This is a genomic window from Kurthia sp. ISK08 (assembly GCF_046159805.1).
GTDB classification, from domain to species: domain Bacteria; phylum Bacillota; class Bacilli; order Bacillales_A; family Planococcaceae; genus Kurthia; species Kurthia gibsonii.
In genome coordinates this window covers 107749-133428 of sequence record NZ_JBJXHL010000005.1, presented here as the reverse complement: position 1 = coordinate 133428, position 25680 = coordinate 107749, and the positions used below count along the sequence as shown (strand labels likewise).

Here is a 25680-nt window from a genome sequence, read left to right as displayed (position 1 = left end):
GCCCCCTTAATTGTCGATTTGAGCACGTTGAAGTGTGCCACTATAATCTACATAAATACTTTTCCATTCCGTATAAACATCTAAGGATTGGATGCCAGAATCACGATGTCCGTTACCTGTTCCTTTTGTTCCGCCAAAGGGTAAATGAATTTCTGCTCCAGTTGTTCCTGCATTCACATAAACAATACCTGTATCTAAATCGCGTTGTGCTTGAAATACCTTTGTTACATCTTGTGTAAAGATTGAACTTGATAAACCATATTTCACTGAATTATTCACTTCAATCGCCTCTTCTAAATTTTGAACTGCAATCATTGAAATGACTGGACCAAAAATTTCTTCTTGTGCGAGACGCGATTGCGGCTTTACATCTGTAAATAAAGTAGGTTCGTAAAAATGACCTGATTCAAAATCAGCTATGCGACCTCCTTTCAATAAAGTTGCACCTTCTTGTAATCCTAATTGGATATAACTATGAATTTTATGAAGGGCTGATTTATGAATAACTGGGCCAATCTGCACACCTTCATCTAATCCATTACCAAGCTTTAATGACTCCATTGCAGTGATTAACCGGTCAGCTAATTCTTCTTTTATAGCTTCATGTACGATGACACGACTACAAGCTGTACAGCGCTGACCTGATGTTCCAAATCCGCTCCAAATGATGCCTTCTACAGCTAAATCTAAATCGGCATCTTCCATCACGATAATGGCATTTTTCCCACCCATTTCGAGTGAGACCTTTTTTAAGTGTTTGCCTCCAAGCTCCGCAATCTTTCGCCCTGTCTCAGTAGAACCCGTAAATGAAATAACATGTACATCTGGGTGTTCTACGAGTAGAGAGCCTACGTCACTACCTCCTCCAAATACAATATTGATGACGCCATCTGGTAATTCCACTTCTTCGATAATTTTTGCTAACTCATATGCCATAAGTGGTGTTTCGGTAGATGGCTTCCAAACAACGGTATTACCTGCGACAATCGCTGGGAATGACTTCCACGTCGCAATCGCAATTGGAAAATTCCATGGTGTAATGAGACCCACTACACCGATTGGAGCACGTACGCTCATTGCAAATTTGTTTGGTAATTCAGAAGGCGTCGTTTGACCAAATAACCGTCTTCCTTCACCTGCCATATAAAATGCCATATCGATGGCTTCTTGTACTTCACCACGTGCTTCTTCAATTACTTTTCCCATTTCCATCGTTAAAATTCTAGCTAGTCGTTCTTTTTCATCTCGCAACCGTTCACCAATTGCATATAAATAGTCGGCTCTTTTGGGTGCTGGTACTTTTGCCCATTCTTTTTGTGCATGTTTTGCATGTTGAATCGCTTCATGAACTAATTCTTTTGAAGCCATCGGTACGTTCGTTATTACTTCTCCATTGGCAGGGTTTGAAACTGGAATACAATGCATTGACTCTTCTTTGATCCATTGACCGTTTACATAGTGTTTAATATCCAACGAAACACCCCCATCTTCTATTTTCGCTCTTAATCAACAAATTCTATAAAAAGCAAAAATATCCTTCTTGAAGAAAGTTTTTTCTACAACACGTTTTTCCTTTATCAAAATATACTAAACATTTTTAAATCGGGTAATTAGATAAAAGAACCTTATAAATAGAAAGGAGGTACGTTAGTGAATCGGCATATAAAGTTCGGTTTGCCTCTCTTACTGAGCCTCATGCTCATCGTCATTATTTTTAGTTTAATCAATCATCCCACACAAAAAGCTATTCAAACACTCCAAGATACTGCCACACCTCCTATTAAAAAAATTCATCAGAGACAAGTTGATACAAAGCTTGGTGACAAAATCGTTAAAAAACTCGAAAAAAAGCATGGCGACTTACTCTATGAAGAGATTGATAGTTTGACTGCACCTTTCTCTCAAAAAGAAGTAGATATTTTAACGTATGAAATTAAAGACGAACAAATTCATATGATAAAGTCTTCAAAAAAAAGAGCGCATCAAAATATTATTGAGAATAAACAAAAACAACATGAGCTTTGGAAACGTTTTGCAAATTTAATTCCATCAGAAAATCGAAAAATGGTCGCCTACTTTAAAATTTTCACAGATGGTGAAGATAATACCCTCGGCTATGTACAACAAATGGATTATCCAGACAAATGGACACTGGCTCTTGATTATCGTGATGTTAAAAATTTAAATGGACTTTACGCAACAATTCTTCACGAATATGGTCATCTATTTTCGCTTAATTCTTTTGAATACTCGCATGATAATGTGTGTAAAACCTATGATCCCGGCGAAGGTTGTTTAAAACAAGATGCCTACCTCTATCATTTCTATCAGCAATTTTGGCAATATGATGTCATGCAACATTGGAAGCAATTAAAAAATATCGAAACCGATCCTACCGTTCAAACCCACTTCTACACACTCCACGCTGATGAATTCGTTACAGAATATGCGACAAGTCATCCTACTGAAGATTTTGCAGAATCTTTTATGTATTTTATTCTTTCCACTAAACCCTCTAGCCATACTCGCGCAGATGAAAAAGTATTATTCTTCTATCAATATCCTGAGTTAGCGCAGCTAAGAAACGAAATTCTAATGAACCTAGAAAAATATTATCCATAGAAAAAGGTCCATCCATCTTATTGATGAATCGACCTTTTTTTATGGGCTAATCCCACGCATTAAATATAACTTCACCTAATCGTTCAGGCTTCCAAAATGCGACTTGCTCGCGTTCTACTTCGGATAGTTGCTCCAAGTAATGTTCTTCAATCATTCGTTCCAAATCTTCTACCGTAATACATTGATAGTGCTGTTCAAATAGACAAAACTCCTCTGGTAAATCACAAAATACAAAATGTCCGTCTTCTGCAATGACCGTTGTTGTGAATAAAGGATAATAAGCATTCATTACAACTTGAATGGGTTCATTATAAAAAACAAATTTGGCACACATATAATTGACAGGATATGTTGCTTCTTGAATGGTTAATAATTTAATCGCTGGATGCATCGAAACTTCATAGCAAATCGAACGGAACTTTTTTGAGTCCACCATTTGAAATGATGCACTTCCATCAAAGAATCCTGTAATACCTGGTGGTAACTTCATTATTGACTCCCCCTAAACAACGCGGTGTCGAATCGGATTCCCTTCTAAATAATCGTGCATGGATTCAATATTCATCTCCATCATTTCCTTACGCGTGCGTAGTGTTGCACTACCAATATGCGGAAGTGCAACGAAATTTTTCAGTGTAAGGAGTGGATGTGATGTTGGTACAGGCTCTTGAACGAACACATCTGTTCCTGCTGCCCAGATTTCGCCATTCTTTAATGCATCATATAGTGCATCTTCTTGAACGATTCCACCTCGTGCCACATTAATTAAAATCGACGTATTTTTCATTAACTGTAGTTCACGTTTACCGATTAGTCCCTTTGTTTCAGGTGTCATCGGTGTTAAAACAACTACATAATCTGACTCTTGTAGTAAAGCATCTAATTCACGATAGCTAAAACCATAGGCTTCTTCCGCTTGTGGTTTACGACGACGGTTATGATAAAGCACTTCCATGTTAAAGCCCTTTGCGCGTTGTGCTAAGGCTTCACCAATTCGTCCCATTCCAATAATACCGAGCGTAGCACCATGAACATCGCGACCTGCTAGATGATTTACACCCCAATACGTCCAATCACCGTTTCGTACCTCATCCGCTGCTTCGATTATTCTTCTAGCTGTGATTAACATTAGTGTAAATGCTAAATCTGCTGTTGTCTCCGTTAAAACACCTGGTGTATTTGTCACAGCAATCCCCAATTCTTTTGCAGCTTCAACATCGATGTTGTTATAACCGACAGCTAAGTTGCAAATTAATTTTAAATTTTTAGCTGTTTGTAATAACTCGCGTGAAACTCGATTATCCATAATTGTCCATAAAATATCAGCCTCTTGAATAATTTCTTCTAGTTTTTCGTGTGGCATATTGACTTCAACAGTAGGCCACTCACGTACATCTGCCCATGATTTTAATGGCTCAACGATCTCTTCTGGTAATTTACATGTAATCCAAAGAATTGGCTTCAATCTCAAAACCCCTTTATTTCTTTCTTTTTTTAAATTGTATCACAATTCAGATACCTTCCCAAATTTTTAAGTATTTCCCATATTTTATATTGATATAATATAAGGTTTATTTCACAAAAAAAGACCTCAGCACATGAAAATGCTGAGGTTTTTACTTAAATCTTATAAATCATCGAAACCGTTATCTTGTACGTTTACTTTCACGTATTGGCGTGATTTTTGTTCAAAGAAGTCTGTTTTACCTAAGTCAACATCTTCGTACGCTTTGATCCATTTTAATGGGTTTTTACGGTAGCCTTCAAACGGACGCTCATAACCAAGTTGGTTACAACGAACATTCGCATAGAAGTAGATGTAGTCTTCTACATCTTCTACGTCTAAACCATCGATTTTCGTACCAATTACTTCATTCGCCCATTCGATTTCAAGAGCTGCTGCTTCGCGGAAGATGTTTTGTACACGTTCTGCGCGTTCAGGTGTATCGTATTCTGGATACTCTGTTAGTAACTCTTTATAAATTTTAACGAATAAGTCTACGTGTAATTGCTCATCGCGATTAATGTAGTTAATCATTGTACTTGTCGCAACCATCTTTTGATTACGTGCTAAGTGGTAGAAGAAGCTAAATCCTGAGTAGAAGAATAAGCCTTCTAAAATCACATCGTACACGATTGAATCTAACATATTATCAATTGTTGGATTCTCTGCGAAATTTTTATAACCCTTTAATACGAAGTCATTACGCTTCTCAAGAACTGGCTCTGTACGCCAGAAATCAAAGATACGATCTTGCTCATCTTTTGATACAAGACTTGATAAGATGTACGAATACGAGTGATTATGGATTACTTCTTGTTGCGCTAAAATAATCATTAACGCATTCAAACTAGAGTCTGTTAAGTAGTCGGCTACTTTACCAGCATAGTCTGTTTGAATACTATCAAGTAGCGCTAATAAACCAATAATCTTTTTGAATGTATTCTTCTCTTCATCTGTTAAATCTAAAAATTGCTTTACATCTGTACCCATATTAATTTCAAATGGTGTCCAGAAGTTACCAAGCATTTTTTTATATTTTGGGTATGCCCAGCTAAAACGCACGTCATCCCAGTTTAAAATGTTGGAAGATCGACCGTTCACGATTGCTGTAGAACGGTTTGGTGCTTCCTTATCCATTAGTGCTCTTCGTTTAATCTCAGTCATTCAAATCTTCCTCCCTATTTTCGTTACATTAGCTTGCGCATGACTCACATTCAAGTAATTCTACAGAAGTAGAACGTACATAGTAGGTTGTTTTGATGCCGCTATTCCAAGCATTTAAGTGTAATGCTAATAAATCTTTTGCTTTTACTGTGTTTTGAACATAAAGGTTTAGTGAAATACCTTGATCAATGTGGCGCGCACGTGCAGCATTTTGTTTAATCGTCCAGTTTTGGTCGATGAAGTATGCTGATTTGTAGTACCAAGTTGTTTTTTCATCTAAATCCGGAACCGTTACAGGAATCTTATAATCTTTCTTCTCTTCAGAGTATGACTTTTGGAAGATTGGATCGATACTTGCTGTTGAACCTGCAATGATTGATGTTGATGAGTTTGGTGCAACTGCCATCACATAACCATTACGCATACCGAATTCACCGATATTCGCACGTAATTCGTTCCATTGTTCGCTATCATAACCATGCTTATCGAAGTAAGCACCTGTTGCCCAGTCAGAACCTTCAAATAAAGGATATGAACCTTTTTCTTTTGCTAATTCATGTGATGCTTTAATTGTTAAGTAAGCAATTTGCTCATATAGTGAATCCGCATATTCAACTGATTCATCTGACTCCCAAGCGATACCTTTTTTCGCTAATAGGTGATGCCAACCGAATGTTCCTAAGCCAATACCACGGTAGCGAGAGTTTGTACGCTCTGCTTGTGCTACAGGGATTGTATTTAACTCAATTACGTTATCTAGCATACGTACTTGGATTGGAATCAGACGCTCTAAAACATCCTCTGGTACAGCACGACCTAAGTTGATTGAAGATAAGTTACATACAACGAAATCTCCAGGTTTACGACGTGTCACAATCACATCGTCTTCTAATGTTACAGATTCAAATGTTGTTGCACTCATGTTTTGCATGATTTCTGTACATAAGTTAGACGAGTAAATCATACCTTCATGGTTGTTTGCATTTTGACGGTTTACTTCATCACGGTAGAACATGAATGGTACACCTGTCTCTAGTTGTGAACGCATAATACGTTTCATAATATCAATTGCTTGCACTGTATCACGTGAAAGAATTGGGTTGTTTACACATTGTAAGTATTTTTCGCGGAATGAACCTTCGCCACGTTTTTCATCGTATGAATCTTCTAAATCAAAGCCCATTACTGTACGTACTTCATGTGGATCGAATAAGTACCATTCTTCACGCGCTTCTACAGCTTCCATGAAGATATCTGGTAAACATACGCCAGTGAAAATATCGTGTGCACGCATACGCTCGTCACCATTGTTTAGTTTTAAATCTAAGAATGGGAAGATATCTTTATGCCATACATCTAAGTAAACAGCGATTGCACCTTGACGTTGACCTAATTGATCAACTGATACTGCTGTGTTGTTTAATTGTTTGATCCAAGGAATAACACCTGATGATGCCCCTTTGAATCCACGAATTGATGACCCACGGCTACGTACTTTACCCATGTAAATACCAATACCGCCACCAAATTTAGAAAGTGTTGCAACATCTGTGTTTGAATCGTAGATACCTTGTAGCGAATCGTCTACTGTATCAATGAAACAAGAAGATAGTTGACCATGTGTTTTACCCGCATTTGATAATGTAGGTGTTGCAGTTGTCATGTATAGGCTACTCATAGCCCAGTAAGCTTCTTCAATCTTCTTTAAACGGTCTACTTTCTCATCTTGCATTAATGTCATTGCAATGACTAACCAACGCTCTTGTGGAAGTTCTAAAGGTGTTTTATCGAAATCACGTGCAACATAACGATCTAATAATGTTTTTAAACCAATATATGTGAATAATTCATCTTTTTCTGGGTTAAGTAAGTTCGCAATTGCTTGGCGCTCTTCTGCTGTGTATTTTTCGATTAGGAACGAATGATATAAACCACGTTCTACTAATTTTTCGATTTGTTCTGGGAATGCTGTATAAACCTCATCAATATTCGCAACACCACGTTTATCCGCCGCTTCTTTATACGTTTCTACTAATAGGAGACGTGCAGCTACAAATGTCCAAAATGACTCGTCTTCATCCAACATACCTAAAGCATCTAAGCTTAACGCTTTTGTCCATTCTGCATCATCTGCATCTGGATGTTTTGACATGAAACGCTCATGCTTGCGTAGTAGTGGACTAATTTCTTCACGACCATATTGTTCTTCTAATTTTTTTAATAAAGCTTCTCTACCTTGTGTCATCATTTGTACCATAAGACCACGACTCCTTCTATTTTTTGACTATTTTCCCATTGAACTCCTCAAAACAGCTGCAAATAAAATAACAGTAAACGACATATCCAGCAGAATATGATTCACTGTTCCATTTTGACATGCATCCATTCTTCATCTGAAAAATCGTCATGTTGTGTTGATTACATGTATGATTAAAATTCTTTTTATCCTGTAATTTACGAAGTTAAACAAAAAAAAATAATATAAATGAGCGATTATTAGTGAATATGTGCCCAAAACGTTGTCAACACAATATATTGTGTTTCCTCAACTTTTTTTTCAAATATCTTGTGTTTTCTTCTTTATCTAATCTAACATAATCGAAAAGGTTGATTCAAGATTAAAGTCGAAATTGAAGAAAATCATAGCAAAAGGCCTACAAAAATTCGTCCCCTCAAAAGAAACAAATTCTTTAGACGGATTTTCATTTTTTTTCATATCGCTTTTTTGATATGTCGAAAATCCACTATAAAAAACACTTGCATTTTGAACTATTTTGTTAAAAAAATAATCTTTTTTTATTTCACCTATATTTTCAATTGTTTAAAGCGTTTTATTGTAAAAAAACACTTTATTTGTTATTTATACTATTTTTTTATATGAAATAAATTTATTTCAAAAAAATAAATTTGATTCAAAGACTAACTTTCTTATTATAGAGTATTTAAGCGTGCTAAACTAGTCTATACATTTAGGAATCGATGAAATTTCATTTTTGTTACGGATTCGACAATGAAAAGTTACTTGACTTTTCTTCTTCTCATATCTTTATCATTCCTTATAAAATATACATTTTACGTCTTTTTTATCTTTTTAAGAAAGCTTCGATAATCGTGAACATTTTTCGATAAATTGGTTCATTCAATTGCACATGAGGAAAAGCTGTACTATTATTAATCCTATATAACTAATTGAGGTGAAAAAGAATGCCATCGTTTTACGGAATACAATTTGTTGCGATTATGATTTTTTTAATCACATTCGTCACATCTTTGATTGTTGGAAAATTATACGTTGTTTTAATTGGTTCATTGATCGCCTTCACACTCATTATTTTATCTTTCGTGCAAAGAAAAAAAGTACTTGAAGCGAAAAAAGCCTCTGAACAAGGCTAATCTTTATTTATAGTAAGGCTTGGATACTTTTTGTATTCAAGCCTTTTTTATGTATAAAACAAGCTGGGACAAAACATTTCACTTTTCCTTTTAGCGTTTGCAACGAAAAACTGGAACCGCGCCACAACGCGATTCCAGTTTTTCTTATGCTTATTGTTTGTACCCTTATATCCTAGCTCACTTCTCCTAAAAGAAAACAATCCAAGCTAATACTGCTGCCAATACAATACGATAGATTGCAAATGGCATTAACTTGATGCGTGAGATTAGCTTTAAGAAGAATTTAATCGATAGCAATGCAAAGATGAATGCGCTAATAAAACCAACAATATAGAAATTCAAATCATCTGGATTAATATCTTGATAATGTTTGAATAAAGATAGGCCACTTGCACCCGCCATAATCGGCACAGCCATAATAAACGTAAAGTCAGCTGCTACACGATAATCTAGACCTAGAAGGACACCACCTGATATGGTAGCTCCTGAACGCGAAAACCCTGGCCATAGTGAGAGGCACTGAACCAATCCCACTTGGAAGGCCTGTTTATACGTCAAATCGTCCAGCGACATGACGCGTGGCTTCTTCCAAGCAAAACGATCTGCAATCATCATAAAGATGGCCCCGATGAATAAACCGATAATAACCGTTTTAATACTAAATAGATGCGCATCTATGTAATCCTCAACAAGCACACCTAGAACACCCGCAGGAATAATCCCTACAATAACATGTAATAAGTTAAAACGATGGTGTTTCGTTTGTCCTTCAATATGATAAAGACCAATCAAACTTAGTAGCCTCTTCCACATGACGACAACAACAGCAAGTATGGACCCTAATTGAATCACAATTTTGAATGTATTCGCTGAAGAACTACCTAAAAAATCTTTTGTCTTGAGCCACATATCATCGACAATAATCATATGCCCTGTAGATGATACGGGTGCAAACTCCGTTAGACCTTCTACAAGGCCTAGTATAATGGCTTTTAAAATTTCACTCACATGCGTATGCTCCTTTTACCGCAAAGTTTGGTATCCTTTGCACTATTACCCAAATGATAGCACAGACATACCCTTTATTTTTTTTACGACTTTGTAAATTTTATATCGATTCTCCATAATTCTGCTCGACTATTTGTACGGATAGGTGGTCCCCAAAAGCCAAATCCAGATGTAGTAATTGCGTGCAACTGCTCAACCTTTTTATAGCCATAATCTAACGGAAATGATAAACGCGTAAGTAATTGATTAGGCCACATTTGACCGCGATGTGTATGTCCAGAAACTTGTAAGTCCGCACCTAGCTTTGCCGGTGTTTCAATGTCTTTTGGTGTGTGTTCCATAATGAACCATGGGAGTGGTGAATCCATTTTCAACGATTCAAGTGGTTTACGATTTTTATTCGTTACATCTTCTCGTCCTGTTAAAACACAGACATCTTGTATTACAATCGTCTCGTCTAGTAACATTTTCACTTGTGATTCTTCCATTAACTGAACGGTTTTTTCAATTTGATTACCATAATACTCATGGTTTCCTAAAATACCGTACACTCCATGTGTTGCTTCTAATTTCTTCATCTCTTCCATCATATTATTCTTTTCATACCAATACGGTAAATCATCTACTAAATCTCCCGCTAAAAAAACAAGATCCGGTTCTTCTGCATTTGATAAACGAACAAATTTTTTCAATTGACGTTTTGGCATCACAAGACCTAAATGAAAATCACTTCCTAAAACAATACGAAGTGTTTGATCTGCTAATAAGTCATTCTTAATGATAATTTCTTTAATACGTGTAACAGGCGTATAAGCATAATAACTACCAAATAAGAAAATAAGAATGAATAGCTGACATACAAAAAATTCAATAAGATCTCTCGAGCTATTTGGCGCTAACCAAATAATGAGATTCGTAATTGGGAAAAGCAATATACCATATTGAAAAAATGCTAACCAATAATAGCCAATAATTGTGAAAACATCTAACTTATGTGATAGTCGTCCGATTAACATACTAAATCCAATCACATACCAAATTACATAGAACGGTATTTTCCATGTAACTCCAAACCAATCATGTAAGAATGTATAAACATTCCAACCTAAATAAAACACGACAGCACTATATAGTAGAAAAGCTAAAATAGATACACTATATTTTTTCATGTTGTTCCTCCTCAGTGTCTATATTTTGCCATAATTAAACAGCGAAATACAATTCCTATCTATAAGTCGCATAGGTTCTCGGTCTCTAGTCCTAGTCGAAAATCCTTTTGAGGACGGTTAAAAAGCTTTAAAAATCCACGTATCATAAAGGTATCAACAGAAGGGAGGCACTTTTCACATGAGAAAAGTATGGCTAACACTTTTAGGAATCGTAATCGGTATTACAGTGGTGAGTTTATTCGGACCACTAACAGGTTTATTAATATCTGCTGCTGTTTTATACGCAGGTATTCACTTCTATTTGAAGGCTCGCTCAACATTTGCAAAAGTTGTCTGGGTAATCGTTGGAATCATCGGTTTAACATCAGGTATCTCAAATATTCCTGGTTTAGTGGCACTTGTTGCAGTAGCAGGCGGTTACTTCATCTACAAGAAGTGGAATCAAAAAGAAGCTCAACCTGTATTTACACAAAAATCAGATGATCCATTCACAAACTTTGAAAAACAGTGGAACGAATTACAAAAATAATAATGACAAAAGGAGGTAGTGAACAATGGGTTTACTACAACGTTTAAAATATTCAATCGAGGCAGACTTACATCAATTTTTCGATAAAAAAGAGGAAAAAAATCCAATCGCGATGTTAAATCAATATATTCGCGAAGCTGAAAAGCAAACAGAACAAACAGGTAAGTATTTAGAAAGACAAGGTCAATTAAAAGAAAAGCTTGAGAAAGAACGTGTTCAAGCAATTGAAATGTTCGAAAAACGTCAAGCACAACTAGAATTAGCACAAGCAAGTGGCGAAGTTGATTTAATTGAATTCGCTGAACAAGAAAAAAATGCATACGCAAATCGTATCGCAGCACTTGATCAAAGTATTGAACAAGTAACAAACGAATTATTCGGCTTAGAGCGTAAATTCGAAGAAATGAAACACAAAATCAAAGACATGCGTGTACGTCAATTACAACTAATGGGCAAAGAAAATGTTGTACGTGCGCATCATCAAATGGACCGCGTATTAGACCCTGAATCAACTGGGCAACAAAATCAACGTCTAGATAAATTCGAAACAATGGAACAATATATCGAACGTTTAGGTCAAAAAATTGAACAAGAGCATGAAGTTACTTCAATGGAACAACGTTTACAAGCACTTGAAAAGAAACAAGCTTAAAAAACTTTGTAGCTTATTGTACAATTAAGAAAATAGACTGTCCTTCCTGTATAATAAATGATGTGAAGGACAGTTCTTTTGTATTAAAAAAGAACGACGAGAAATGGAGGTAGCGGCGATGAAACACATTCAAACAAATACGATGACAACTTTGCTATTTGCTGCACTACTTTGCATCGTTGCTGAGGGAATACTTTTTGGAAGTGACATGATGATTTTTGCACTGATTGGTATTGGACTCATTTATGTATCCATGAAAAAACAACGAAAATTATTCTTTTGGCTCGGTTTGGGTTTACTCATTCTTTCCGTTCTCTCCATGTGGAGTTTACGCATTCTATTGTTTGTAACCGTTATTTATATACTCCTTAAAATGCGTGAAGACACACCCGCTACTGTTCATGTGAATACTTCTTCTACAGAAGAACGTCCGCTTGAACGAAAAAAGAAAAATAATTTCTTCCAATTTGACGATACACTTAACACTTCTTATGTTTGGGAAGATGTCCACGTTCAAAATTTCGTTGGACAAATTACGATTGATACAACCGATACCATCTTACCGAAAGGGGCTTCTCTTATCTCGATTCGTCAAGGGATTGGTAAAATAACCGTCGTCGTTCCTTATGAAATCCCTGTACGTATTTACTACAATGCTTTAATGGGCGAGGCAACTATCATGCAACATAAATACCCACGCCTCTGGAACGAATCACTCGCTGTCAAAGATGGTTATCGTGAACATGAACTCCCTGAACGTGAATTAATTATCGCTGCCTCTTCTTTCTCAGGCGATTTGGAGGTGCTTAGAAAATGACAAAAGTAATTTTACGAACGCTTTTTTTAGCGACCATCTCCTTCGCCTTACTCGCGATGATTTTATATATGTTGTGGGGCGAAAATTCGACACAATGGGAAATGCTCTATGAAAAAAACTATGCAAACTTACCCTATGGCGCTTGGATGTTAATTTTCTTCGGTGGATTTAGTCTATTAATCGCCATGTGGTCAAATTCTCTAACCATTCAAAAAGAGAATCAACTAACCAAACAATTAAATCTTATTTTAGAAGGTCAATTTCAAACAACGAAAAAGCGTATGGTCTCTAAAAAGAATTTCAAAAAGTTGCAGGCGATTGATGACTTAGTTCAAACACAAAAGAAAAGCTTGCAACGTCTAACGAATGACCATGCAAATATTCAAGAAAAAGAAGTACAAGAGCGTCTCATTCAGGAACGCCAACGTCTCGCACGTGAACTACATGATTCCGTATCACAACAATTATTCGCAGCGTCTATGCTTCTATCGGCTACGAATGAAACAATTGGTGAAACACTGCCTGAGGCAAATCAAAAACAACTTCAACAAACTGAAAAAATTGTCCAACAAGCACAATTAGAGATGCGCGCATTACTGCTTCATTTACGACCAATTGCACTGAAAAATAAATCACTAGCACAAGGTTTACAAGATTTACTCGATGAGCTACGTCAAAAAGTTTACTTTAACATTCAAGAGAGACTAGAAGAAGTATCGCTCCCAAAAGGTGCTGAAGATCATGTCTTTAGAATTGCACAGGAAACATTATCGAATACATTGCGCCATGCAAAAGCAACTGAAGTCCAACTACTTCTAGTAGAACGCAATGGTCTTGTCATATTCCGTCTTCAAGATAACGGTGTTGGTTTCTCTATTCAAGACGATGATCATGCCGGCTCTTATGGTTTACGCAATGTAGAAGAACGCGCTGTTGAAATTGGTGGAACATGTAAAGTCGTATCGATTCCAGAGCAAGGAACAATTATCGAAGTACAAATCCCTGTAGAACAGGAGGAAACAAAGTGATTCGTATATTATTAGCAGATGACCATGAGATGGTGCGAATCGGTGTCTCTGCATACTTACAGGCACAACCCGATATGGAAGTCGTAGCTGAAGCTGAAAATGGTCAACAAGCCGTTGAGCGCAGTTTAGAATATCGCCCTGATATTATTTTAATGGACATGGTTATGCCGATTATGACAGGTGCAGAAGCAACAGCAGAAATTATAAAACAATGGCCCGAAGCGAAAATTATGATTGTGACGAGTTTTTTAGAAGATGATAAAGTATATCCTGCGCTAGAGGCTGGTGCGATTAGCTACCTTTTAAAAACGACGAATGCGAAGCAAATTGCCGATGCAATTCGTAAAACATACAGCGGAACATCCGTTTTAGAGCCTGAAGTCACAAACAAAATGATGCAACGCATGCGTTCAAATCAAGATCGTGCCTTACATGAAGATTTAACAGAACGCGAACAAGAAGTATTACTATTAATGGCAAAAGGGATGACCAACCAGCAAATTGCGGACACATTATTCATTGCCTTAAAGACAGTGAAAACACATGTTAGTAATATTCTTTCTAAGTTAGATGTTCAAGACCGTACACAAGCAGTCGTTTATGCCTTTTCACATAATCTTGTACCAAAATAAACAAATGTCGAACAATTGCTCACAATTGTTCGACGTTTTTCATTTATTTTATACTATAATAAATATAAGAATTTTATTTTAGAAAGGTCATCATGCTAAATTATAGTCAAATTATTAAAAATGAACGTATTAAACAGAACATGACGCAACAGGCTTTGGCAAAAGGAATTTGCTCTACCTCTTATTTAAGCAAGATCGAAAAAGAACATGTTATTCCACGCGATCACATTCGGGAAGCACTCTTAAAAAAACTAAATCTAAATACGCATTATTTAAAAATGTCACAAGAAGAAGAATTCCTTCGTGAACTACATCGTGCATTTCAATATGCTATTCATTTAAATAGCGCTGAACATGCACAAATCGTTTGGAACCACTTTAATGAATTCAACATTGAGTTTTCAACACGTGAAAATTTTTATCAGTGTAATTTATATTTACAACGCATCGCCATTATTGCGAAACAACCCATTCTCGATTTAGATGAAATTTCAGAAGCATTCGCTTCTGTTTTAAATAATTTAAATCCTGAACAACTTTTTATTTTCTACGTAAATTCATGCCATTATTGCTTAGAGAATCGATTATATAAGGATGCAATGAAGTTTATGAGTAAAGCTGAAAAAGTCATCCAGGATTATGAACCTGAGATTCCAGAGTGGCTCATTGGTAATTTTCATTTTATTTCAAGTCAATTAACGTACACGATTCATCACTATTCAGCTGCCTTCTCTCATGCACATCTCGCGCTCACGATTTTTGAAAAACTAAATTTACAAACACCTATTATTAATTGTTATATCCAAATTGGCATTTGTAATAATCGGAGCGGCTTATTTGAATATGCAAAAAAAGCACTTCAAACAGCTTACCACCTTGCTGTTCAATTAGAAAAGAAAGAATTGTATGGTACCATTCTTCAACAATTAGGTCAGCATGCTGCTCTGACAGGTGAATCAAAAGAAGCCATTCAATACTATCGTGAAAGTTTGCAACATACAGTTTCGGTAGAACCAAAATTAGCCGCAATTCACCATATGATTAAAGAGTATTCTAAACTAAATCAACCGACATTCATTCAATATTGGTGTAAAAAAGGCATTCAACTCGTATCTGAACATCTAAACGCACCTTTTTATCGAACCTTCTATTTCCAATTTAGGTTCTATCAAATGTTGCATCATATCGAATCACTAAAGCCTGATGTCATTGAAGAAGCAATTACATACTTTGAAGAATGTGAGGAATTAATTCTCGTCCAAAAATACGCCATTGCTTTCGGTCATATCTTTTATGAACAACAGTCGTTTGAAGACGCTGCTAAACTCTATAAAAAAGCTAATGAAGTTGCTCTCACGATTCAAAGAAGAAACTATTGGCAAGACTTATAATGAAAAAGCCAGTATGACAAGTTGTCATACTGGCTAATTTTTTATACATTCTTCGGTTGCGTAACGGTTACTTTGAATAAGTCGCCGTCAATCGTAATCTCCATACGTCCTTCATGTAAATCAACAATGGATTGTGCAATGGCTAATCCAAGACCTGATCCTTCTGTATGTCGAGAAGCATCTGCTCGTTTGAAGCGTTCATACAGTTCTTCGACATCTTCGCTAATTTCATATTTCGAGATGTTCTTCACAGTTAGTACCGTTTGTTTGTCATTGTCTTCTAATGTCACAAATACACGCGTTCCATCCATTGAGTACTTAATCGCATTCCCGACTAAATTATCAATGACACGCCAGTAACGCTGACCATCAATATGTGTCGTCACTGCATGGTCTGGAATTTGTACTTGGAAACGTAAACCAGACTGTTCAATGTCCGTTTCATGTTCACCAATCGCTTGTTGGACAAGCTGTGCTAAATCAACGTCTTGTTTATGCAATTCGATATTGCCTGAACTCATCTTCGATACTTCAAATAAGTCATCAATTAATGTTTTTAAACGTTGTGATTTTTTGTCGACGACATCAATATATTGTAGTCGTTCTTCTGTTGAAAGATTTTCTTTTTTCAATAACTCTGTGTACGTAATAATCGATGTTAGTGGTGTGCGTAAATCGTGACTAACATTCGTGATTAACTCCGTTTTTAAGCGTTCACTCTTATATTGTTGTTGCTGTGATGTTTCTACACCTACTTGCATTTGATTAATCAATTCCGCAAGTTCCTTGAAGTCTGAGTAGCGTGTTAGCTCAATTTTTTCATCACTACCACGCTCTACAATTCGCTCCGTCGTTGTAATGACCTTGTTTAAATCCCCAATCTGCTTATAGAAGTAAATCGTAGTCGGAACAACAAATAAAATATAGAGGAAAACATAAAACAAGACAATAAATCCACTATTAAAGTTTGAAATCATAACCATAAAGCCGAATCCAGCTAAAAAAATGATAATGAGATACAGCGTTACTTTAATAAAGATGGGACTCTTTAATAATCCATTCTTAAAAATATGAATGACCCATTTCGTCGCAGATGTTTCCCATAATTTTTTCTTATCCGCAAAAGCATAGAATACGGATAGAATGAATTTAATCGTTACGTCCATTAACACCCAAATTACTAAACCGATTAAGATACACATCACAAGCATTTCGAATATAGAAGTGTACCCTTGATAATTCAAATAGTTATTAGCGTTATTAGCAATCTCAATGGATAGACCCATCGCAATGATAAAGAAAGCAATCGCTGCAAGCATTTGAATTTCAGCAGGCGCTTGATATACACGATACATATGGCGTTTTTTAATTAATAAAATACACGCAATGATGAAGAAAAGTCCTGAAATACCAAAGAAAATATAAAAGGCATACTGCACGATTTCGTATTTGTCTTTTTCTTTCAGTAATTCTGCAACACCTGTCGCATCTTGATTAATAAAGATTTGCCCAGTATAAACTGGGATATCTGTCATCATGAAACCATTTGTTTCTTGTAGATCTTCAAATCCTGATACATATGATAAATCTTCTAGTGATTTAATATCGTAAAAAGCACCATATTCTGTTGAGCGAAAAGCAATTTTAAATAGTGGATTTTTTTCCTCTGTTGCATTTTTAAATGTTTCACCTGTATCAACATTTTCTAAATCATATGAGAAGTAAGGATATTGTTTTTTAAGTAATTCGCGATATTTGTCACGTTTTTCATAATAAAGCGTAATTTCTTTTTTCTGCTGTTGAATTAATTTTTCTTTTACATAATTACGATCTTCAAATACACGCGTCACTTCTTTGATTTTTGCATCGCGTTCTTTTTTCAACTTATCAGAAAGTGATGTTGCCTCCATATCTTCTGCTTCTTGAATTCGCGCTACATATTCATCACGAATACTCAGAATTTGATCGCTCAATGTTCCGTTCTCTGTACGATAATTTTCAATCTGTTCATTCGTAATATTAATATCTTTAATCGCCTGTTCTTTTGTCATCGAGTCGAGTTCAAAATAAGCCAGACTCGTCTTATAATTCGATAGTTTCTCTTGGAATGTATTCGATTCAAAATAACTTTTAAATAACGTAGACTGCAAGATGACAATTAAGAAAATTGAAACCATCGCAAGTGCCATACTTAATGAAATGAACGGTTTCATCCATTTAGCCATTCACATTCTCTCCCAACATTTTTAATTTCGCGAGTAGTACATTCGGGTTACCCCATTCATGGAAGAAAATTTGAGAACAATAAATCAAACAAATAATCGCTAAACTAAGTGCCGCTAAAGAGGCAATCACTGATTTAAGACTTGTCGATCTTGTATCCAACTCCCCACACCACCTTCACATATTTCGGGTTTTTGGGATTGACTTCTATTTTCTCTCGAATTTTTCGAATATGTACCGCCACAATATTATCTGCATTATAAGCAGCTTCTTTCCAAACTCGCTCATAAATTTCATCAATGGAAAAAACACGCCCTACATGCTCCATTAATAGTTGTGTAATTTTAAATTCGATTGGTGTGAGTTTGACCTCATCCCCATCGACCGTTATCGTTTTAGTGTCATTATTTAATACGAGACCATCCACAACAATTTCGTTTGAACGTTGCTCTTTTTGTTCGTATGACCCAAAACGCATGTAACGACGTAATTGTGACTTCACACGTGCTAATAATTCTAAAGGATGAAAAGGCTTGCCGATATAGTCGTCTGCTCCCATAGATAAACCAAGTATTTTATCTGTTTCCTCTACTTTCGCACTGAGCATAATAATCGGAATATTTTGGTCTTCACGTATTTTAAACGTAGCAGCAATGCCATCTAAATTTGGCATCATCACATCCATGATAATCAAATGAATTTCATGTTGTTTTAAAATCTCTAATGCTTCTTGACCATCAGCTGCTTTTTGTACATGATAACCTTCATTTTTTAAGTAAATCTCAATACCATCTCGAATGGCTTGATCATCATCTGCTACTAAAATTGTGTATTCCATCTGTATTCCTCCTGCTCTTTTGCTTACTCTTACTATATCGTTTATTTCTTAACATCTACTTAGGAAATATATGAAGATTTTCTTAAGATTCCACTGGCTGCTTTCCTTTTAACGTCACAACAAGTATACCACCTAATAAAAAGGCTACGCCAACCCATGCGGTAAGACTTAAATTTTCACCTACTAAAAAGACGCCTAATAATGCCGCAGTTAATGGTTCCCCCAGTGATAGTGTAACTGCTGCAGAAGATGAAATCGCATGTAACCCGCGTAAAAATAATAAGTAGGCAATACTTGTGCCTGCTACACCCATCACAAAGAGTGGTAGCCAATTACTCGGAATCCCAATCCACTCGACGCCTAAAAAGAGTGAAAATGGTAACAAGATGACGCCACACATCGTAAATGTCATCGCAACAGAAGGTAATGCTGCTTCTTTTTCTAACAATACTTTACTAACATTTGTATAGGTTGCAAATGCAACTCCAGCGCAAAGAGCGCATAGAATGCCACTTGGGACAATTGTTGTTTCGCCTTTACTTGTAAATAACAGTACACAACCGATAATCGCAAAGCATGTCGCAAATGCCCATGTTCTAGTTGGTCTTGTTTTTAAAAAGAGCCATTCAATTAAGCCCGCAAAAATCGGTGAACTACCAATCGTCACAACTGTTCCTACTGCGACACCTGTTAAATGTACAGATGTAAAAAAAAGTGGTTGGAACAAAGCCATCGACAATGCAGCGAAAAAAGTTTGTTTCCAAGACCACGTTCGAAATGCTATCTTTTTCAAAAGAATCGCGATGATTAATAAGATTCCTCCACCAATTAATGAACGCATCATCGCAATCGGAACAGGATGAATGCCTTCTGTTAAGTATGTTTGTATTGTACCAACTGTTCCCCATAAAACAGCTGCACACAACACGAGTATGTATGGTATCGCCTTCATTATATATTCCTCCAATCCCCTATTCTACTTAAATATACCAATTAAAGTTTTATTGAGGCAAGATATGTTTTGCATTATACTACAATAGAAGGTAGGTGTTTCAATGTATAAAACAATTGCCGAAACCGCAAAAGAGATTAATATGCCCGAATCACAAGTCATGCGCTATGTGTTAGAAGGACGCATTCACTCGGTTCATGACGGACAGGATTTTTTAATTAATACACAACAATTTGACACATATTTTGAACAACTTGAACAAGTAAAACACGAGATTGAAGTATGGAAAAATACGCCGATTCCTGAAGATATCGATGTAAAAGATGAAGACTAATACAAAAAAGAGAAACCGTCATGCCAAATCACACGACGATTTCTCTTTTTTTATTGTTTAACTATTAAGGAACCATCCAACCTAATACATTACTTTGTAAAAACGTAATGATACAAATACATAGTAATAGAATAATACTATATTTTAATGTGAAACGAAGTAACTCTGATTCACGTCCGACTAATCCAACAGCTGCTGCTGCAACTGCAATGGATTGTGGTGAAATCATCTTACCTGTTACACCACCAGATGAGTTCGCTGCAAGTGCTAATACTGGATCCATTCCTACATGCCCTGCTGTTACTTGTTGTAACTTCGCAAACATTACGTTCGCTGATGTATCTGAACCTGTGATAAATACGCCTAACCAACCAAGTACAGGTGAGAAGAATGGGAATAATGCGCCTGTTTTTGCTAACACAAGTGCAAGTGTCGTCATCATACCTGCTGCATTCGTTACATAAGCATAAGCAACTACCGCACAAATTGTAACGATTGGGAACTTGATTTCATTTAATGTTGAAAATAATGTTTGCCCCCATACTTTAAAGCTCATACCAAAGATGAATTTTGTAATGAAGCACGCAATAAAGATGGCCGTACCTGCTGCGCCTAATAACTCTAATTTATAAACAGCCGCAATCGGTAATTCTGTCATACCATCGATAATTTGATTATTTACAAAAGGTACTTCAGGTGTGAATGTTAGGAATTTACCAAGTGAATTAACAGCGCTTAAAATTGCGTTACTTCCTTCATAATGTCCTGTTAAAGCTGTTTTGATTGTTGGAATACCCCATAACGAGATTAAAGCTGTTAATAAGATAAATGGTGACCATGCTTTAAAGATTTTACCTGCTGAATATTTTTCAACTTGTAATGTTGCTGTTTGCTCTTCACTTTTAAAACGATAAATTGTTTTTGGTTGCCAGAACTTCATGAATACTGCTAATGCTACAAGTGACACTAATGCAGAAAGTACGTCTGGTAACTCAGGTCCTAAGAAGTTTGAAGATAAAAATTGTGTTACTGCGAATGTAATACCTGATACAAGAACTGCTGGTAATACTTCGATTGTTTTTTTCCATCCCGTCATAATAAATACAAGGAAGAATGGAATGAAGATTGATAAGATTGGTAACTGTCGTCCAACCATTTTTGAAATTTCTAATGCTGGAATACCTGTTGGTCCTTCCATCGCAATAATTGGAATCCCAATTGCTCCGAATGCTACGGGTGCCGTATTTGCGATTAAACATAAACCTGCTGCATATAATGGATTAAACCCTAAACCGACTAGTAATGCAGCTGATATTGCTACAGGCGCACCAAATCCTGCTGCTCCTTCTAAAAACGCACCAAAAGAAAACGCTACCAATAATGCTTGAATACGACGGTCTTCTGTGATTGAAAGTACAGATGAACGAATAATATCAAATTGTCCTACTCTTACTGTGATGTTATATAAAAATACAGATGTGACAATAATCCAAGCGATTGGCACAAGTCCATAGACTGCACCTTGACTTGCTGACATAACGGCTGTTTTAACAGGCATGTCAAATGCCACAACGGCTAGAATAAGTGCGATTAATAACGTGGTAAGACCTGCGATATGCCCCTTCATCTTTTTAATGGCAAGTGCCCAGAAAAAATAAAGTATTGGAATAATAGCTACAAGCGCCGTCCACCATAAGCTGTCCCCTACAGCGGTGAAATTTTGCGTGAATGTCATTTTTTCTCCCCCTTATGTACATCGTTACGTATTGAATTTTCGATATTTTGAAAAAATTCAATATAACATTAGGTCATCAGATGACCTAATTAAGATTATATATTCAAAATATTAGAAAAAACAATCTTTTTTTCAAAAAATTTTAACTTCTCTTCTTTTCAGAAAAAAACTGTCTACTCTCTTTCATGCTATAATACAAAAAGAACAAACAGAGAAACGGAGTGTTTTACATGGAAATTACACAAATTGAACGCTGTCATAAACAAACAGATGATTTAATTGCTACAGAAGGTGCAGATTTTTTAGCTTCACCTATTCACTTTCTAAAAGAACATGATCAAGAGTTTTTATATATGGAATCACCACTTTTTGAAGAATTAAAGATGGATGCTGTTGTATTTGAATATGATGAGATGTTCGATGCATATACTGCTTTATTTGGTTTACGTTTACAGAAAAAATATGCTACTGCGATTAAAGAATATTTACACACTCATTTACGTTCAATTTTCGGTGCTTCTTCAGCTAGCTTTTCAGGTAATGAAGGACTGTGGGAGATTAATATTGCACTTACTGCTATTGAAGGATTTAAAGAAGATGGCACATTATTAGAAGCTCTTGTTTCACTTGAAAAATTCATGAGAGCATTTATCGATGAAGTAACTGCTAACTAAATCAAGTTCACAACAAAAAGCCAGAATCACGTAATAAAGCGTAATTCTGGCTTTTCTTATATTTTGCTATGACTTTCAAACGGGTACAACAACCGATTGTTTCGATAGCATACTCGCGTAATCTTCTACCATTACAGAAGCAGTTGGATACATACCTGCACCAGGACCTACTAATGTAATCTTACCGATATAGTTCGTATCAAGTGCGACTGCATTATCGACGCCATCAATTGCATATAACGGATGTGCTGCATCAACAAGTTGAGGTCCAATTTCTGCATGAATTTTACCGTTTTCATCAATAGAAACTTCTGCAATATGACGATATCGTTGGCCATTTGCATCTGCTTGTTGTACTTGTTCCAATGTAATTTCAGAAATACCTACCACTTTTACATCTTCCCAGTTCGGTTGTTTACCGAATGCAAGCGCACTTAAAATCATTAGCTTTTTGAAAGCGTCTTGTCCTGAAATATCATTGTATGGATCTGCTTCTGCATATCCTAAGTCTTGTGCATTCTTTAGAGCTGTTTCGAATGAAATACCTTCTGTACGCATTTGCGTTAAGATATAATTCGATGTGCCATTTAAAATACCTTGAATGTGTAATACATCATTCACACGTAAGATTGTCTCCATTGTTTTAATTACCGGTACACCACCTGCAGTAGTTGCTTCAAAACCTACTTGTACACCGTATTTTTTCGCCTTCTCTTGTAGCGCTTGACCAAATTTAGCAAACATGACTTTATTTGCAGTAATAACGTGCGCCCCTTTTTCAATTGCTGCATCTAAATAACCATATGCTGGTTCTTCTCCAACAATTGCTTCAAAGACAACGTCTAATTGCGGCAATGCTAAAATATCTTCAAAACGATTCGTTAATAAAGACGCATCTACACCTTCGCGCTCTTTTGAAACATTATGGACTAAAATTTTTGCTACTTCGATGTCCACACCCAGTGTTTCTTTCAATTGCTTTCGCTTTTCTTTCAAAATGTTAAAAATGCCTTCTCCTACCGTTCCGAACCCTAGGATTGCCACCTTCACTGCTGTCATATTGTTCGCCTCCAATGATTAAATTTAATTTGTTTATTTTGAACGTTCATTTCACAACTTAATGAAAATTCTAACGTATTTAAAGACATATTTCAAGAAAATTCTTTTTCAGAAGGACAATTGTTTTTTCTAAGAGGTCACTAAATACTGAATTTTAGAAAATAAAAGGAACTGCCTACAACGGATTGAGTCAGTTCCTTCTATTATATATAACTGGTTTTAGAACCTATTTTGCGACCACTGTTACTTGTTGGAATGCTTGCTCTAACGCATGAGTTAGATCTTCTGCATTTTCAAGGCCGATTGATAAACGAATGAGTTCTTCTGGCACACCTGATTGAATAAGTTCTTCTTCATTTAATTGTTGATGTGTTGTTGAAGCTGGATGAATAATTAATGAACGCGCATCGCCTACATTGGCTACATGTGAGAATAGTTCAATCGCATCAATGAACTTGCGACCTGCTTCACGCCCACCTTTAATGCCAAATGTTAAAACAGAACCTGCACCATTTTTTAAATATTTTTCTACGAGTGGCGCATACTCGCTATCTTCAAACCCATTATAGTGTACCCATTCCACTTGTTCATGGTTGCGTAAGAATGTCGCTACTTTTTGTGCATTTTCATTATGACGTGGCACACGTAAATGAAGTGTCTCTAAACCTTGTAAGAAGTTAAAGGCTGCATCTGCACTTAATGTCGGACCGAAGTCACGTAATAATTGAACGCGTAAACGTGTTGCAAACGCTGCATTCGGTGCATCCACACCATAGCGAATACCATGATAAGAAGCATCTGGTTCTGTATAGTCTGGGAATTTACCCTGTGTCCAGTCGAACTTCCCTGCATCCACTACAATTCCACCGATTGTTGTACCATGTCCACCAATCCACTTTGTTGCCGAGTGAATCACAATATCTGCACCATGTTCAATCGGGTTGCAGCCAATTGGTGAAGCGAATGTATTATCGACGATGAGTGGAATTTGATGTTCGTGTGCAATTTTTGCAAATGCTTCTAAGTCAACTACTGATAAACTTGGATTTCCGATTGTTTCAACATATAGCGCTTTTGTGTTCTCTTGAATCGCTTCTGCAAACTTCTCAGGCTCGCGTTCATCAACGAATGTTGTTGTAATACCGTAACGTGGAAGTGTATTCGCAAATAAATTGTACGTGCCACCATATAAACTATTCGCAGCTACAATATGATCTCCTGCACGTGCAATATTTAAAATACTAAATGAGATAGCAGCCATACCTGAAGATAGAGCGACTGCTGCTGTTCCTCCTTCTAATAAGGCAACACGTTTTTCAAACACATCAACTGTTGGATTCATAATGCGTGAATAAATATTGCCTGCTTCTTCTAAAGCAAATAATTTACGAGCATGTTCTGAATCATTAAATTGATATGCAGTTGTACGGTAAATAGGTACTGCAATCGCTCCTGTTACGGGGTCTGGTGATTGTCCGCCATGTACGGCTAATGTTTCTTTTTTGAATTCTGTCATATATGATTCCTCCTAAAATGAATTATGATGATGGACATCGGAATAAGGAATTATAGGAGAAGGATTTTATAAAAAAAGCCCTCTTCTTAGGTAAGAAGAGGGCTGTATCGAACATGGTCCTCCCCTTATCTGTCAGATCCGATAAAAAATCTGTAGGAATTAGCACCTTGGTTTCAAAAAAGAAACTGGTTGCTGGGCATCGCAGGGCCTATCCCTCCGCCACTCTTGATAAAGGTTTTAAACATATAATGTTTCCATCAATTTCTATCTAGTATAGTCATCTATTTTTCATTCGTCAATCTTTTTTCTGAAAATTTTTATTATACTGATTTAATTCTTTTAAAATGCAAAAATTATTTAAAAGTAACATAGAAGAAAAAAATTAAAAAATGAATCAAAGGTTTTCGAATAAGATGAGCATTTATGGTAGCATAGTCTTT

Annotated in this window: 24 protein-coding genes and 1 riboswitch; of the genes, 10 read left to right on the top strand and 14 right to left on the bottom strand. The window is 36.2% G+C overall.

The features are described from left to right. Positions 1 to 6 precede the first annotated feature (6 nt). The gene (locus tag ACKVQX_RS10750) at positions 7 to 1473 is read right to left on the bottom strand and encodes an aldehyde dehydrogenase family protein (protein ID WP_087680906.1); all 1467 of its coding nucleotides are present in this window, start codon (positions 1471 to 1473) and stop codon (positions 7 to 9) included. 177 nt (positions 1474 to 1650) lie between these two features. Here ACKVQX_RS10750 and ACKVQX_RS10745 point away from each other — a divergent pair, with 177 nt between their 5' ends. Continuing rightward, on the top strand, positions 1651 to 2622 hold the full coding sequence (locus tag ACKVQX_RS10745; RefSeq protein WP_068456263.1) for a hypothetical protein: 972 nt from the start codon (positions 1651 to 1653) through the stop codon (positions 2620 to 2622). Positions 2623 to 2668: 46 nt separating this feature from the next. Here the strand turns inward: ACKVQX_RS10745 and ACKVQX_RS10740 are convergent, their stop codons facing one another. From ACKVQX_RS10740 to ACKVQX_RS10725, 4 genes are all read right to left on the bottom strand, one after another. Continuing rightward, positions 2669 to 3112: a hypothetical protein gene (locus tag ACKVQX_RS10740; RefSeq protein ID WP_068456266.1), complete on the bottom strand. Its 444-nt coding sequence runs from the start codon at positions 3110 to 3112 to the stop codon at positions 2669 to 2671. A gap of 12 nt (positions 3113 to 3124) precedes the next feature. After that, the gene (locus ACKVQX_RS10735; RefSeq protein ID WP_068456269.1) at positions 3125 to 4087 is read right to left on the bottom strand and encodes a D-glycerate dehydrogenase; all 963 of its coding nucleotides are present in this window, start codon (positions 4085 to 4087) and stop codon (positions 3125 to 3127) included. A gap of 162 nt (positions 4088 to 4249) precedes the next feature. Next, positions 4250 to 5290: a ribonucleotide-diphosphate reductase subunit beta gene (locus ACKVQX_RS10730; protein ID WP_068456272.1), complete on the bottom strand. Its 1041-nt coding sequence runs from the start codon at positions 5288 to 5290 to the stop codon at positions 4250 to 4252. A 28-nt stretch (positions 5291 to 5318) separates the two neighbouring features. Then, positions 5319 to 7547 (bottom strand): ribonucleoside-diphosphate reductase subunit alpha, encoded by a 2229-nt coding sequence (locus tag ACKVQX_RS10725; RefSeq protein ID WP_325943460.1) that lies wholly within the window; start codon positions 7545 to 7547, stop codon positions 5319 to 5321. 947 nt (positions 7548 to 8494) lie between these two features. Here ACKVQX_RS10725 and ACKVQX_RS10720 point away from each other — a divergent pair. Further along, positions 8495 to 8683, top strand: a complete 189-nt coding sequence (locus tag ACKVQX_RS10720) for a hypothetical protein (RefSeq protein WP_068456277.1) — start codon at positions 8495 to 8497, stop codon at positions 8681 to 8683. 186 nt (positions 8684 to 8869) lie between these two features. Here the strand turns inward: ACKVQX_RS10720 and ACKVQX_RS10715 are convergent, their stop codons facing one another. Next, positions 8870 to 9691: an undecaprenyl-diphosphate phosphatase gene (locus tag ACKVQX_RS10715; RefSeq protein ID WP_068456278.1), complete on the bottom strand. Its 822-nt coding sequence runs from the start codon at positions 9689 to 9691 to the stop codon at positions 8870 to 8872. An 83-nt stretch (positions 9692 to 9774) separates the two neighbouring features. Then, positions 9775 to 10860 (bottom strand): metallophosphoesterase, encoded by a 1086-nt coding sequence (locus ACKVQX_RS10710; RefSeq protein ID WP_068456281.1) that lies wholly within the window; start codon positions 10858 to 10860, stop codon positions 9775 to 9777. A gap of 178 nt (positions 10861 to 11038) precedes the next feature. Here ACKVQX_RS10710 and ACKVQX_RS10705 point away from each other — a divergent pair, with 178 nt between their 5' ends. The 6 genes from ACKVQX_RS10705 to ACKVQX_RS10680 all read left to right on the top strand — a co-directional run bounded on the left by ACKVQX_RS10705 (position 11039) and on the right by ACKVQX_RS10680 (position 15909). After that, the gene (locus ACKVQX_RS10705) at positions 11039 to 11389 is read left to right on the top strand and encodes an ABC transporter permease (protein WP_068456284.1); all 351 of its coding nucleotides are present in this window, start codon (positions 11039 to 11041) and stop codon (positions 11387 to 11389) included. A gap of 25 nt (positions 11390 to 11414) precedes the next feature. Then, entirely contained in the window at positions 11415 to 12041 is a 627-nt protein-coding gene (locus ACKVQX_RS10700; RefSeq protein WP_068456286.1) for a PspA/IM30 family protein, read from the top strand. A gap of 118 nt (positions 12042 to 12159) precedes the next feature. Continuing rightward, the gene (gene liaF, locus ACKVQX_RS10695) at positions 12160 to 12858 is read left to right on the top strand and encodes a cell wall-active antibiotics response protein LiaF (protein ID WP_165442644.1); all 699 of its coding nucleotides are present in this window, start codon (positions 12160 to 12162) and stop codon (positions 12856 to 12858) included. Then, positions 12855 to 13886, top strand: a complete 1032-nt coding sequence (locus ACKVQX_RS10690; RefSeq protein WP_368634287.1) for a sensor histidine kinase — start codon at positions 12855 to 12857, stop codon at positions 13884 to 13886. The genes liaF and ACKVQX_RS10690 overlap by 4 nt, the downstream gene beginning before the upstream one ends. Further along, positions 13883 to 14518, top strand: coding sequence for a response regulator transcription factor (locus ACKVQX_RS10685; protein ID WP_068456295.1), 636 nt, complete (start codon positions 13883 to 13885; stop codon positions 14516 to 14518). The genes ACKVQX_RS10690 and ACKVQX_RS10685 overlap by 4 nt, the downstream gene beginning before the upstream one ends. A gap of 92 nt (positions 14519 to 14610) precedes the next feature. Next, positions 14611 to 15909: a helix-turn-helix domain-containing protein gene (locus ACKVQX_RS10680; protein ID WP_409136302.1), complete on the top strand. Its 1299-nt coding sequence runs from the start codon at positions 14611 to 14613 to the stop codon at positions 15907 to 15909. Positions 15910 to 15950: 41 nt separating this feature from the next. Here ACKVQX_RS10680 and ACKVQX_RS10675 read toward each other — a convergent pair whose 3' ends face one another. The 4 genes from ACKVQX_RS10675 to ACKVQX_RS10660 form a co-directional block, all read right to left on the bottom strand. After that, positions 15951 to 18134, bottom strand: coding sequence for a HAMP domain-containing sensor histidine kinase (locus tag ACKVQX_RS10675; RefSeq protein ID WP_325943466.1), 2184 nt, complete (start codon positions 18132 to 18134; stop codon positions 15951 to 15953). Next, positions 18127 to 18294 carry a hypothetical protein gene (locus ACKVQX_RS10670; RefSeq protein ID WP_156422379.1) on the bottom strand — a complete coding sequence of 56 codons (168 nt, stop codon included), beginning with the start codon at positions 18292 to 18294 and terminating at the stop codon, positions 18127 to 18129. Before ACKVQX_RS10670 ends, ACKVQX_RS10675 begins: the two co-directional genes overlap by 8 nt. Further along, the gene (locus tag ACKVQX_RS10665; protein ID WP_068456305.1) at positions 18269 to 18970 is read right to left on the bottom strand and encodes a response regulator transcription factor; all 702 of its coding nucleotides are present in this window, start codon (positions 18968 to 18970) and stop codon (positions 18269 to 18271) included. The genes ACKVQX_RS10670 and ACKVQX_RS10665 overlap by 26 nt, the downstream gene beginning before the upstream one ends. An 82-nt stretch (positions 18971 to 19052) precedes the next feature. Beyond that, entirely contained in the window at positions 19053 to 19922 is an 870-nt protein-coding gene (locus ACKVQX_RS10660; RefSeq protein ID WP_409136301.1) for an EamA family transporter, read from the bottom strand. 103 nt (positions 19923 to 20025) lie between these two features. On the opposite strand from ACKVQX_RS10660, the gene ACKVQX_RS10655 reads away from it, so the two are divergent. Continuing rightward, positions 20026 to 20256 carry a DNA-binding protein gene (locus tag ACKVQX_RS10655; RefSeq protein WP_068456310.1) on the top strand — a complete coding sequence of 77 codons (231 nt, stop codon included), beginning with the start codon at positions 20026 to 20028 and terminating at the stop codon, positions 20254 to 20256. 64 nt (positions 20257 to 20320) lie between these two features. Here ACKVQX_RS10655 and ACKVQX_RS10650 read toward each other — a convergent pair whose 3' ends face one another. Further along, the gene (locus ACKVQX_RS10650; protein WP_087680920.1) at positions 20321 to 21991 is read right to left on the bottom strand and encodes a lactate permease LctP family transporter; all 1671 of its coding nucleotides are present in this window, start codon (positions 21989 to 21991) and stop codon (positions 20321 to 20323) included. Between the two features lie 230 nt (positions 21992 to 22221). Here ACKVQX_RS10650 and ACKVQX_RS10645 point away from each other — a divergent pair, with 230 nt between their 5' ends. After that, positions 22222 to 22665: a hypothetical protein gene (locus ACKVQX_RS10645; protein WP_336663777.1), complete on the top strand. Its 444-nt coding sequence runs from the start codon at positions 22222 to 22224 to the stop codon at positions 22663 to 22665. A gap of 75 nt (positions 22666 to 22740) precedes the next feature. On the opposite strand, the gene ACKVQX_RS10640 is transcribed toward ACKVQX_RS10645, so the two are convergent. Together ACKVQX_RS10640 and ACKVQX_RS10635 are read right to left on the bottom strand one after the other, a co-directional pair. Then, complete coding sequence (locus ACKVQX_RS10640; RefSeq protein WP_121176460.1) at positions 22741 to 23724, bottom strand: homoserine dehydrogenase; 984 nt, start codon at positions 23722 to 23724, stop codon at positions 22741 to 22743. Between the two features lie 226 nt (positions 23725 to 23950). Next, positions 23951 to 25240 carry an O-acetylhomoserine aminocarboxypropyltransferase/cysteine synthase family protein gene (locus ACKVQX_RS10635; protein WP_087680923.1) on the bottom strand — a complete coding sequence of 430 codons (1290 nt, stop codon included), beginning with the start codon at positions 25238 to 25240 and terminating at the stop codon, positions 23951 to 23953. A gap of 122 nt (positions 25241 to 25362) precedes the next feature. Further along, positions 25363 to 25475, bottom strand: a riboswitch (SAM riboswitch). Positions 25476 to 25680: the final 205 nt, after the last annotated feature.